General features: G+C 60.0%; 12 protein-coding genes and 1 pseudogene. 7 read left to right on the plus strand and 6 right to left on the minus strand.

Annotation, left to right across the window (positions count from 1 at the left end):
- Positions 1 to 1,912: pseudogene (locus VIW95_RS04235) on the minus strand (glycosyltransferase); the annotation flags it as partial.
- 320 nt (positions 1,913 to 2,232) lie between these two features.
- Here VIW95_RS04235 and VIW95_RS04240 point away from each other — a divergent pair.
- From VIW95_RS04240 to VIW95_RS04255, 4 genes are all read left to right on the plus strand, one after another.
- Positions 2,233 to 3,912 carry a two-component system sensor histidine kinase NtrB gene (locus VIW95_RS04240; protein ID WP_331584170.1) on the plus strand — a complete coding sequence of 560 codons (1,680 nt, stop codon included), beginning with the start codon at positions 2,233 to 2,235 and terminating at the stop codon, positions 3,910 to 3,912.
- A gap of 12 nt (positions 3,913 to 3,924) precedes the next feature.
- The gene (locus VIW95_RS04245) at positions 3,925 to 5,349 is read left to right on the plus strand and encodes a sigma-54 dependent transcriptional regulator (protein ID WP_331584171.1); all 1,425 of its coding nucleotides are present in this window, start codon (positions 3,925 to 3,927) and stop codon (positions 5,347 to 5,349) included.
- Between the two features lie 85 nt (positions 5,350 to 5,434).
- Positions 5,435 to 5,650 (plus strand): twin-arginine translocase TatA/TatE family subunit, encoded by a 216-nt coding sequence (gene tatA, locus VIW95_RS04250; RefSeq protein WP_331584172.1) that lies wholly within the window; start codon positions 5,435 to 5,437, stop codon positions 5,648 to 5,650.
- Between the two features lie 135 nt (positions 5,651 to 5,785).
- Complete coding sequence (locus tag VIW95_RS04255; protein ID WP_331584173.1) at positions 5,786 to 6,403, plus strand: ATP-binding protein; 618 nt, start codon at positions 5,786 to 5,788, stop codon at positions 6,401 to 6,403.
- On the opposite strand, the gene VIW95_RS04260 is transcribed toward VIW95_RS04255, so the two are convergent.
- Together VIW95_RS04260 and VIW95_RS04265 are read right to left on the minus strand one after the other, a co-directional pair.
- A complete protein-coding gene (locus tag VIW95_RS04260; RefSeq protein WP_331584174.1) occupies positions 6,404 to 7,018 on the minus strand; it encodes a hypothetical protein in 615 nt (204 codons plus the stop codon).
- Positions 7,019 to 7,119: 101 nt separating this feature from the next.
- A complete protein-coding gene (locus VIW95_RS04265) occupies positions 7,120 to 7,440 on the minus strand; it encodes a hypothetical protein (RefSeq protein ID WP_331584175.1) in 321 nt (106 codons plus the stop codon).
- A gap of 475 nt (positions 7,441 to 7,915) precedes the next feature.
- Between VIW95_RS04265 and VIW95_RS04270 the strand changes: the two genes are divergently transcribed.
- Entirely contained in the window at positions 7,916 to 8,713 is a 798-nt protein-coding gene (locus VIW95_RS04270; RefSeq protein WP_331584176.1) for a HAMP domain-containing sensor histidine kinase, read from the plus strand.
- Here the strand turns inward: VIW95_RS04270 and VIW95_RS04275 are convergent.
- Both VIW95_RS04275 and lexA read right to left on the minus strand, forming a co-directional pair.
- Positions 8,710 to 9,087 (minus strand): VOC family protein, encoded by a 378-nt coding sequence (locus VIW95_RS04275; RefSeq protein WP_331584177.1) that lies wholly within the window; start codon positions 9,085 to 9,087, stop codon positions 8,710 to 8,712. The genes VIW95_RS04270 and VIW95_RS04275 overlap by 4 nt on opposite strands.
- Before the next feature lie 27 nt (positions 9,088 to 9,114).
- A complete protein-coding gene (gene lexA / locus VIW95_RS04280; RefSeq protein WP_331584178.1) occupies positions 9,115 to 9,723 on the minus strand; it encodes a transcriptional repressor LexA in 609 nt (202 codons plus the stop codon).
- Positions 9,724 to 9,861: 138 nt separating this feature from the next.
- Here lexA and VIW95_RS04285 point away from each other — a divergent pair, with 138 nt between their 5' ends.
- On the plus strand, positions 9,862 to 10,236 hold the full coding sequence (locus VIW95_RS04285; RefSeq protein WP_331584179.1) for a 2Fe-2S iron-sulfur cluster-binding protein: 375 nt from the start codon (positions 9,862 to 9,864) through the stop codon (positions 10,234 to 10,236).
- Complete coding sequence (locus VIW95_RS04290; RefSeq protein WP_331584180.1) at positions 10,233 to 10,964, plus strand: FAD-dependent oxidoreductase; 732 nt, start codon at positions 10,233 to 10,235, stop codon at positions 10,962 to 10,964. Before VIW95_RS04285 ends, VIW95_RS04290 begins: the two co-directional genes overlap by 4 nt.
- Before the next feature lie 9 nt (positions 10,965 to 10,973).
- On the opposite strand, the gene VIW95_RS04295 is transcribed toward VIW95_RS04290, so the two are convergent.
- Positions 10,974 to 11,168, minus strand: a 195-nt coding sequence (locus VIW95_RS04295) for an alpha/beta hydrolase fold domain-containing protein (RefSeq protein WP_331584181.1), incomplete at its 5' end; no start/stop codon positions are given.

Genomic DNA, 11,168 nt, shown 5'->3' on the forward strand with positions numbered 1-11,168 from the left:
GGGCTTTCGCCCGCGTCTTGTAGCGCGTCATGGTTCGCACCATCGGCCCCGTGTAAGCGAGATACGCGATCAGCAGTCGCGCCGTAAAACTCTCGTGGGATTTATCCAGCGGCGCGTGCCAAGCATAGTAGAGCGCCCAAATCGGTCCCAGCGCCAGCATCGCGGCCGCGGGAATCAGCGATACGCCAAGCACGATCGACGCGACCATCGCGATTGCGGAGAGCACGGTCCACTCGAGCGTATTCGGCAGAACTTTGAGCAGGGTCAGGCGCGGATCGAACAGCGACTGCGCACCAGCGGTCGCATTCCACAGCACGCGTTTGCGATTGCCGCCGGGTATCGTGCGCGCGAGACCGGGAATCGTGCCGCGCCATGCGATCTGTCCCATCACGTTGAAACGCTCGGGATATTTCGGAAACAGCATCGCCTCGGCGCGTCCGTAGCCGCGCTGCTGCCCGTAGTACGCCTTCACGGTGTTGCGGCGGAAGTGCCAGACGAAAGCCGCAGGCGAGAATCCCAGCTTGTAGCCGGCTGCAAGCATGCGCCAGCAAATGTCGACGTCGTCACCCGCCGCCGTGAACTGCGGATCGAATCCGCCAATCCTGGCGAGCGCCGCCTTTGAGAACACCATGTTGCAGCCCGCGAGATGCTAGGCGCGATTCTCGGCGACCAGCACGTGGCACGGCGCGCCCGGCGATGCGGCGCAGCTCGCTTCGATCCATCCGTCTTCGTGCGGCGCGTAGTTCGGTCCGCCGCATCCGTCGAAATTGTTTTCGACCATCGAGCGCATCATCAGCGTCAGCCAGTGAGCGTCGACGACGCAGTCCGAATCGGTGTACGCGATAATTTCGCCGCGCGCCGCGTGCATCCCGACGTTGCGCGCCACGCTCAGCCCCTTGTTGGGCTGGCGAATGAGCCGGAACTCGGGAAAGTCCATCGAGATGTCCGCGGTCTTGTCGCGCGAGCCGTCATCGACGATGACGACCTCGAAATTCGGGTAGTCCAGGCGCCGCAGCGACTCCAGGCACGGACGCATCGTGCGCTCGGCGTTGTACGCGCAAATCACCACCGACACCATCGGCATCTTCGCCGGCCGCGGCGGGCAGGTGCCGTTGAGCGTTACGAACGGCATCAGGTCCGACGCGCGCATCATGCGCACGCCCAGCCAGTCGTGAGAAACCGGAGCAGGAACGGGAGGAGCAACCACGCCGGCCGCACCCGTGCCAAACGCTACTGCGACAGCCTCGTCCTGCCCCGGCGAGGCATCCTTGAATTCAATGATGACCGGACGCGCTTCGGCGACGTTGTGCAGCGCGACGACGAAATCGCGAATCTCGACCGGCGCGAGCGCCGGGATTTCCGCGTAGAGAAAGTCTTCTTCCAAAATCGAAAGCGCCCGCGTTTCCGGACGCACCTTGATTCCGACGATTGCCTCGGGCGCGCGCTCCTTGATCGTCTTCACGATACTGCGCACCCGACGCCGCGCGTTTTCGAGTCCGCCCGCACGCAACGCGTCTTGTCCGATTTCACAATCGACGATGTAACCCATCAGCGCCGGGTGCTTGCTGAAAATATTTGCCGTATGCGCGATTCGCGAGACGACTGATTTGAATCCGCGCCGGCTCGTCAGTTCATCCGCCTTGATTCTCAATTCCACCATCGCGACCAGTCCCGATTGCGCCGCAATGTCGAGGCACGGCTGCGACTGCGCCTCCGTCAGCACGAGGCCGGTCGTGTGCGACGTCCTGAGGTCGTCGAGCCGTTTCCTCAGTTTGAGTTTCTGTGCAAAATCGAGCGTTGCGCTCACGTCAGCAAGGCGCATCGCCTTGAAAAAGAATTTCTGTCCAGCGCGAGAAAGGAACTTACCGTGCGGGGTGACGCGTTGGGTGGATTCGGTGGTGGCGGTCAGCATGGATGTCGGTGCCCTCTCGATGAGGACCTAATTGCCAGAGCCATGCCATGGCTAAAATCCAATGGTTATCGAGGTTTTTCGCCTGACGCCTACCTCGTGCAAACCAATTGGGATGAGCGCTGTACGATTTGCGCCGCGCGAGTTTCTGACGACGCGATTCGCGAGGTGCAAAATCAGGCAGCATGCCGCCTTAATGCACACGCTAGATTGGTTATTTTGCGAATGTTATAGGTCAGAGAGTACCAAACAATGAAATCTACCCACCGGGTTGCTCAATGAAACTATCGTTCGCCTGCGGATGCCACAGACCGTCAAAGTCCATGCAACAACGTCAAACGAACGACGCGCCGATTCAGGCGACCCCAGAAGAAGTACAGGCGATAAGAACCCAACTCGCCGAGATCGAGCAATCACTCTCGCGACTTTGGGGCGAGACTATCTGGAGCCGCACGCCCGAGTGCATCCAGATTCGCGCCGATGCCGCGGACCTGATCGACCGGCACTTCGACGGCATCGTCCAACAGTGGGGAGAATCGATCGCCTACATCGTCCACGGGCACTCGAAGTTCGACGAGAAAGGCCGCCCGGACAACATGGTCAATTCTCTCATCCGCTTCGTCGATCATCTGCGCGATCCCGACGACATTTGCACTTACGTTTACCTGCGCCGGCATTGCCAGGAGGGGATGCTCGCGCGGGCCAAGCCGTCTCAGTTCAACGTCATTCATATCGCGCTCAAGCAAATCATTCTCGATCACGTAAAATCCACAATGTCCGGCCCCGCGATGGAACGGGTGCGCGACTTGATGGTCGCGGCGATTGACGAGCGGCGCCTGATGGTCTCGCAGTTCTACATCGAATCGCGCGAACGGCTGCTTCGGGAGTCTGAAGAAAAGTATCGCAACACCGTCGATCACGCGCCCGATCCGATGTACGAGATCGAGCCGCACACCTGGAAGGTGTTGAGCGTGAACGCGGCCGCAATGCAGCTCCATAAAATGGAATCCGAACACTACCCCGACGCTCACAAGGATATTGTCGGGAGAACGGTCCCGGATTTGGTGCCGCCCGACAAGTACGCGGGCCTGCTCGAGACGCTGGAGACGGTGATGCGGGATAGCTCGGCGCAGACCCTGGAATTCCCCATCGGGCCGTTTTTCTTCGACGTCAAATACGCGCTCATCACTTACGGCAAGAAGCAATTCATCCAGATGATCCTGCGCGACGTTACGCAGCGGCGCGAGATGCTCGACTCGCTGATCAAGGCTGAGCGACTGGCCGCGGCGGGCACTTTTGCGGCGGGCGTCGCGCACGAGGTGAACAATCCGCTCGCGTCAATCTCATCGCTGGTGCAATCGATCCTGACCGGCGAGCAGGACCCCGAGCGGCGCACCTTGATGCACACCATACTTTCCCAGATCACGCGCATCTCGAGCACGCTCAAGGACCTGGTCAATTTCGCGCGGCCGACCACTGCGCAGCGCAAGCAGGTTGACGTCAACGGGCTCATCGCCGAGACCCTGCGGCTCATCACCTACAACAAGCGTTTCAGCGGCATTCGGGTTGAACCGATCCTCGCGCCCGATCTCCGGCGCGCGTTCGCAGACGACAACGAAATTCAACAGGTGCTGCTCAACCTGCTATTCAACGCGGCTGATGCGGCTCCGGCCGAGGGCGCCGTGATCAAGGTGATCACCGAGAACCAGCGTCCGGGTCAGGGCTCGGATAAGTCGCGCCGGGTGTTCATCAAGGTCGTCGACAACGGCATCGGAATTCCCCGCGAGCATCTCGAGCGCGTGTTCGATCCATTCTTCACGACCAAGCCTGCCGGCGCCGGCGTTGGACTCGGACTCTCTCTCTGCCAGCGCATGATCTTGTCCAACCAGGGCACCGTTCGTGTCGATAGCGAGGTTGGCCGCGGCACCGCTGTCACGATCACGCTGGCGGCGGCCGAGGAAACGGTGCGTGCGCAACAGGCCGCGGAAATGGCAGCATCCTGATCGGGCTCGCCAATGAACAACGACGCTTCATGGACCGCACAGGAACGCGGACCTTACCGGCTCCTGATCGTCGAAGACGAACCGTTGATGCGCTCGATCATCGTGCAGCTAGCGCGCAGCGAGGGCTACGAGGTGATGGAGGCGCCGGCCGCCGAAGTGGCGCTTCACATCTTTGAAAAAGAAAAAGTCGATCTCGCGATTCTCGATCTTAACCTGACCAGCGGCGGCAGCGGACTCGATCTGCTGCGCAAGATGCGCGAACTCGATCCCGAGGTGATGGGCATTATCGTCACCGCCTACGCCAGCGTCGAGTCCGCGGTCGAGGCGCTGCACCAGGGCGCTTACGACTACATCACCAAGCCGTTCGCCAACGACCACCTGAAAAAGGTGATGCGCAATGCGCTCGAGGGCAAGGCGCTGTTCAGGGAGAATCGCTTCCTGCGCCAGGAATTGCGCGAGAAGTATCGCTTCGAGAGCATCATCGGCAAAAGCGACGCGATCGAAAGCACGTTCCGCGTCATGGAAAAAGTCGCGCGCACCGATTCCAGCGTCTTGATCACCGGCGAGTCCGGCACCGGCAAGGAACTCGTCGCGCGCGCGATTCATTTCAGCTCCGATCGCGCCAACAATCGCTTCCTGCCGATCAATTGCGGCGCGCTGCCGGAGAACCTGCTCGAAAGCGAACTGTTCGGCTACAAGCGCGGCGCGTTCACCGGCGCGGGGCAGGACAAGGTGGGACTGCTGAAAGCGGCAGACAAGGGCACGATCCTGCTCGACGAGATTGGTGAGCTGCCGCTCGCGCTACAAGTGAAGTTGTTGCGCGCGCTGCAGGAACGCGAGGCCTACCCGCTCGGCGCCAACGATCCTGTGGCGTTCGACGTGCGTGTCCTGTGCGCCACCAATAAAAATCTCGAGAACGAGGTCAAGGCCGGCCGCTTCCGCGAGGAACTGCTCTATCGAATCAACGTCATCAACATAAATCTGCCGGCGCTGCGCGAGCGCCAGGACGACATTCCCCTGCTCGCCAACCATTTCCTGCGCAAGTACGAGAAGTCGCTGTCGCGCACCGCGATGCGATTTTCGAAAGGCGCGATGCGCCTGATGCTCAACTATGCGTGGCCGGGCAACGTCCGCGAGCTCGAGAATACCGTCGAGCGCGCCGCGATTCTCGCCGAGACCGACGTCATCCACTCGCATGATTTGCCCGACAAACTGAGCAGCACGTCGCCCGTGATAGCGCGTATCGAGAACACCGGCGCGACGTTGGAAGAACTCGAACGCGAGCATATCAAGCGCGTGCTGGACAAGGTCGAAAACGACAAGGTCAAGGCGGCGCAGGTGCTCGGGATTCACCTCTCGACGCTGTATCGCAAAGTCCAGCGCTACCACCTGGATGACGGCGCCCCCGTCCATCAGGAGCCCGCCCGCTCGGCGTGATGGCGGGGAATAGATTGGCAATCCGGCAGTCTAGGATATAGAGTTTAGAGAGGATCGGCTGCCTGCAGCCGGCCCGGAGAAAAATATGGACCTCTTTGCGCCAACTCACCTGCTGATCATTTTAGTGATCATTCTGGTCATTTTCGGGCCCAGCAAGCTCGGCGATGTCGGCGGCGCGATGGGCAAAGCGATTCGCGATTTCAAGCGCGCGATGAACGAGCCCGACAACGCGACCACTCCGCTGGCCAAACCCGACGAAGTAAAAGCCGCCGAAGCCCCCAAGCCCGACAAAATTTCCTGACCCGCTAAGATTCGGTCCTCTCGGCCCGCAAGAAAAAGCTTCGCCCAAGCTCTGCCCGCCGCCCTTCCACAATAGGCGCTTTGCACAATCCGGCTCGCTGCTCTTCCCCTCTCCCTGAAAGGGAGAGGATCGAAGGTGAGGGTCTTTATCCAGCGCGCTTTTTTGCGCGCGACTCAAGATTCTGTCTCTCTCATGAGGTCCAACATGAACCCGAAACGATACATACTCACCGGTACTCCCGGATGCGGTAAAACTTCCATCCTCCGCGCCTTGGAAGTCGCGGGCTTTCTCGTCGTCGAAGAAGCTGCCACCGACATCATCGCTCTGCGACATGCGCAAGGCATCGCCGAACCACATACGAACCCCGCTTTCATCGACGACATTGTTAATCTTCAGATACAGCGGCAGATGCGCGTATCTGACTTGGCGGAAGTGCAGTTCTTTGATCGCTCACCACTATGCACCTATGCGCTCGCCGTCTTCCTCGGCGTCCCGATCTCGATAACTCTCGCCAATGAAATTGAACGAATGAAGAAACAGCAAATTTATCGGAAGCAGCTCTTCTTTATCGAAAACCTGGGATTCTGCGAGCCTTCGGCGGCACGAAGAATCAGCTTCGAGGACTCTTTGCGCTTTGAAAAAGTTCACGAAGAGACCTATCGCTCTTTCGGCTACGAATGCATAAGAGTCGCGCCGCAGGAGCTATCCGCACGAGTGGAACAAATCACGCACTATGTAGCTGCTCCTGACTAGCTATGCTGCCGGCGTGCTTGCCGCGGGGATCTGAAAGCCTGACCGCGCAAGGTATCTGGCGGGGAACCGGCCGTTGAAAACGAATCCAGATACTAACAACGCCATCGGCAGCGCATAACTCAATAGCGGCTTGGCCAGGTTGCCACCGACTATCACGCCTATCACGGCGAAACCGATGTTGACGGTCATCAACCCGCACCAGACCAGAGTCATCAGCAGGTTAAGCCGGTTGAAGACCGGATGTTCCCAGAATTCTGGCGGCGTGTTCTCGCGCGCATAGGCTGCCGTGAACGGATGCCCCAACACGACTGAGCCCCACGCAGCGCCCGCGAAGCATGCCCAGACGACGACCGCGCTGTAAACTGTGAACGTTGTCGAGCGCAGGCCTATCATCATCACTGATGCGATCACGAAAAAGCTCAGCGTGGACCAGTCCGGCAGTTTGATCGAGATGCCGCGGCGAATCATCACTGCCAGATAGGCGAAAACCAGGATCAAACCGCCGCCGCTCGCGATGCGCCAGTGATTGAAGCCGGACGCAAAGCCGTAGAGAATCCAGGGCGCGAACGCCATCACGCCAATCGCCCGGCCCGAAGATTTTTTCTGTTCCGCCACGCGGCATTACACCTCGGTGGATAATACAGAGCGGCAGCCTTTTACGCGACGCTAATTCGCGTCGGTCAGGTCTGCCGCTCCGCAGGCGAAACAGCTGCTACTTAGTAGTTGCTGGTGCTAGTGCTCGAGCTATGCTCGCTCGTGCTGCCACTGGGAGAGTTGTCGCTCGACGACGATGAGCGGTGCTCGCTGGTCGTGCTCGCCGGCTCTGCCACTACTATTGGAGCTGGCGCCGCGACCACCATCGGAGGCGCCGCAACGACGACAGGAGCCGGGTACACAGCAACCGGCGCCGGGGCCGACGTTGTCGTCTGGCTGGTCGAGCTTGTGGTGTCAGTACGGTCGGCGTATCCGACCGCTACGCTGCCGAACAGAACCGCGACGCCGAAGGCCAAAGCTGCGCTTTTCAATGAGTGTTTCATAAATGAGTCTCCGTTAGTTCTTTCAAATGACGCGTTCGACTCAGAGTAAGGTCGCGTCGATCCAAACGACAAGGACGTGTGCGCTGCTGATTGCAGTTTGAGTGCTACGGAGCACTGGCAGCGACGGTATTTGGATACTGCGCGCAAGAAACGAGGCGATTAACGGCGCTTGCATGGCGGGTCGCTTACGCAATAGATCCGGTTCGTCGGCGCGATTGCGATCGAACTGCGGCGGCTGAAACCGCGCGCGAATCGATTCAGCCAGATTCTCAACCCCGGCGCCGTGCTGCTGATTTTTCCCTAGGTACTCTTTCCCCCGCTTCTAGGTACTTTCCCCCGTCGATCTAAGTGATTTTCCGATTCACGTTCTCGCTCCTTTGCTTCAACTTAGATGGCGATTGGCGCGCATAGCTCGCACAGAAAAGTTAAGCGCAGCGACGCCAGCCAGAAGGAAAGAGACGCGCGGAAAAGAACAGTGTCGAACCTGTCAAATAATGGTCACCTGCCGGTCGCATCCGTTCAGTCCGATGCCAGAGACGGAATTCCGAAGGTGCAGGCGGGCCACTGGGAGCAGGGGCTGCACATGGAGGCACTCGCTAACCTCGCGCACGAACTTCGCTCGCCCGTACAGGCGATTCTCGGCTACCTGGACATTCTGCGCGATGAGCTGAGCGAAGGGGTAAACGATCGGCACAAGCAAATTATCGAACGCATGAACGCCAATGCGCACGACCTGGCGCAGACCGTCGAAAACGTCATGGACTTTTCGGTCGCGGACGCGATGGCCGAGGTGGCGGACGAAGAGGAAATCTGCCTGCACGACCTGATCGGAGATCTCACGCCGGCACTCGAAGCTGCGAACGACACGAAAGGCCTCGAAATCAGGTTCGATCTCGAAGCCGCGCCTGCGGTTTTTCGCTCGCGGCGCCGACCGATCAAATCGATCCTGCTCAACCTGGCCGTCAACGCAATCAAGTTTACCGACCGCGGCAGCGTAACGATCGCGATTCGCCGCGCCGGATCGTCTCAACTCGGCGCCGCCCTTGAACTGGAAGTCCGTGACACCGGGCCCGGAATCGAGGCGGAGTTGGTCAAACAGGCATTCGAGACCTGCGCCCAACTTTCACACTCGAGCATCCGCCGTCACCGCGGAATGGGCCTGGGCCTCGCTGTTGTTCAGCGCAATGTAGAAGCCCTCGGCGCAAGAATGTTCGTCAAGACCGCGCTTCGGCAGGGCTCAACCTTCGTTGTCACGATTCCGATCCGCGCCTAAGGGACTTCGCCGATATAATGCGGCCGCTTCCCTGAAGTTTGATCCAATAAACATATAGTAGTTCCGAACGGATCCTGAATGACGGCGCACCTTCCAATCAGGACCTCGAATGGCTGGACAAAAACGCGGCAACCCTTCCCGGCATAGGTCTTAACCGCCATCACGACGTCACTAACCAGGTAATGCACCTCGACCTTGTTGGGTATGTCGGCGTTGTTGTGAAGAACAATCTCGGCATCGGTTTCGGCTAGCCGCATCCCGACACTGCGAGCCTCACGCCACAGCGGCTTGAGCCCAAAAACTTCCGAGTAGAACTTCTCCGCGGCGGCAACGTCGTCCACACGGATCATCACGCAATCGATCTTCTTGAACATGGAAATTGCGCCGCGCGAGCGGCGAGCTTAACGGTAGTGACGCATCAAGCCGACGACCACGCCGCGAATTGCCAGGTCGCCCTCACCCACCATGATCGGTTGCATTGCCGAGTTGGCCGGTTGTAGCCGAACCTGCCCGCCCGACTCGCGGTAGAACTTCTTGACGGTCGCCTCATTGCCGATCAACGCAACAACCGTCTCGCCGTTGTCGGCGCTGTCGCGGCCTTCGACGATTATGTAATCGCCGTCGCGGATGCCGTCTTCGATCATTGAGTCGCCCTTCACGCGCAGACAAAAAGTATTGTCGCGCCGGATGAAGTCGTCGGGCACGCTGATCGTTTCGTTGTTCTCAACCGCCTCAATCGGTGCGCCCGCCGCGACGGTGCCCAGCAATCGGATCGTCCTCGGCGCTTGTCGCTTCTCCGACTCGACCACCTCGAGCGCTCGGCTGTGATTGTGTTGCCGCTTGATGAACCCCTTCTGCTCGAGGTTGTGCAAATGCTTGTGCACAGTGGCGAGCGACGAAAGCCCGAAATATTGGCCGACTTCGGCGAGCGTGGGCGCGTACCCGTGTTCGCTGTTATAGTCGGTCAGGTAATCGAGTAATTGCTTCTGCCGCTTGGTCAGCGTCGCCATTGGGATTCTCCCCTCGTCTTCTGAGGTGTCCGATGATGGCGAAAATCCGGCGAAGATGCAAGCGCTTACGCGTCTGGATCGCGGCCACGGTTTCGCCGCGGCGACGCAGCGCATAATCTCAATTGCGACCTGACTCCGATGGCGAAACTGCGAATCCAATTCGAAAACGGGGACCCCGAAAAAGTAATCGAGTTCGACCCCGCCAAGGCCCCGTTTCATCACGACGGCAAGCCCGGCTCGATTCTCGACGTGATGCTGGGTCACGGCATCCATCTCGAGCACGCCTGCGGCGGCAATTGCGCGTGCACGACTTGCCACGTGATCGTCAAGCAGGGATTCAACAACCTCGGTGAATCCAGCGAACAGGAGGAAGACCTGCTCGACAAGGCGCCGGGGCTCACCCCGACGTCGCGACTCGGATGCCAGGCCGTCATCGAGGACCCCAACGCGGAAATCGTCGTCGTGATTCCGCGCTACACGATTAACCAGGTCAGCGAGGCGGCCGAAGAATGACGGCCGAGCAACCGCCCGCCGGTGGATTCAAGCGCTCGACTCTGAATGCGCGCGTCGAGAACATTTTCGATCACACGACCGACACGCGGTCGCTTTTTCTCTCGCTCACCAGCGGCAAGCATCTGCGATTTGTCCCCGGCCAGTTCATTTCGATAACGATTCCGCTCGGCGACGAAATGCGCTCGCGGCCCTACTCGATCGCGTCGGACCCTGAAGAGCGCGGCCCGTTCGAGATTTGCTTCAATCGCGTCGCAGGCGGCCGCGGCGTCCAATGGCTGTTCGATCGGCGCGTCGGCGACACGCTCGATTTCAGCGGACCCTTCGGCACCTTCACGATCGACCGCGCACCCGATGCGGAGCTGTGCTTTATCGCAGAAGGCACGGCGATCGCGCCGATTCGCCCGATGCTGAAGCGGGCGCTCGCCTCGCCGTCGGCGTCGAGGATCCATCTGATTTACGCGGCGCCGGATCGCGATCACATCCTGTACGCGGCCGAACTCGAACAGTTGATGCGGACCGCGCCGAATTTCTCGTACGAGAGTGTGATCGCGCCCGGACAGATTTACGATCGCCTGTTCGAGCTGGCGGATGCGCGATGGGTCATCGGCGACGCTGATCGCACGCGCCAGTTCTACATTTGCGGCGTCGGCAAAGGCGTCATTCGATTGCGCGACCTGCTGCGCGGCGCCGGTTACGAACGCCGCGCCGTGCACTACGAGCAGTGGTGACGCTCGCCGCTACTTCGCGAATGCCTTCCTGAGCGCCTCGGCTGACTCCTCGATCGCGAGCTTGCCCTTGTCGAGCGCCTCGTACATCGAAAAGAATCCGTGGATCATTCCTTCGTAGCGCGAGACGGTCACCGGCACGCCGGCGCTGCGCAGCTTCTCGCCGTAAGCCTCGCCTTCGTCGCGCAGCGGATCGAATTCGGCGGT

The organism is Binatus sp. (SeqCode) (assembly GCF_036522015.1).
Classification (GTDB): Bacteria; Desulfobacterota; Binatia; order Binatales; family Binataceae; genus Binatus.

Excerpts from the sequence above, each read along its gene's own strand:
- tatA (WP_331584172.1), top strand. The coding sequence starts at position 5,435 with ATGGACCTCTTTGCGCCAACTCACCTGCTGATCATTTTAGTGATCATT.
- VIW95_RS04245 (WP_331584171.1), top strand. The coding sequence starts at position 3,925 with ATGAACAACGACGCTTCATGGACCGCACAGGAACGCGGACCTTACCGG.
- lexA (WP_331584178.1), bottom strand. The coding sequence starts at position 9,723 with ATGGCGACGCTGACCAAGCGGCAGAAGCAATTACTCGATTACCTGACC.
- VIW95_RS04290 (WP_331584180.1), top strand. The coding sequence starts at position 10,233 with ATGACGGCCGAGCAACCGCCCGCCGGTGGATTCAAGCGCTCGACTCTG.
- VIW95_RS04240 (WP_331584170.1), top strand. The coding sequence starts at position 2,233 with ATGCAACAACGTCAAACGAACGACGCGCCGATTCAGGCGACCCCAGAA.
- VIW95_RS04265 (WP_331584175.1), bottom strand. The coding sequence starts at position 7,440 with ATGAAACACTCATTGAAAAGCGCAGCTTTGGCCTTCGGCGTCGCGGTT.
- VIW95_RS04275 (WP_331584177.1), bottom strand. The coding sequence starts at position 9,087 with ATGTTCAAGAAGATCGATTGCGTGATGATCCGTGTGGACGACGTTGCC.
- VIW95_RS04285 (WP_331584179.1), top strand. The coding sequence starts at position 9,862 with ATGGCGAAACTGCGAATCCAATTCGAAAACGGGGACCCCGAAAAAGTA.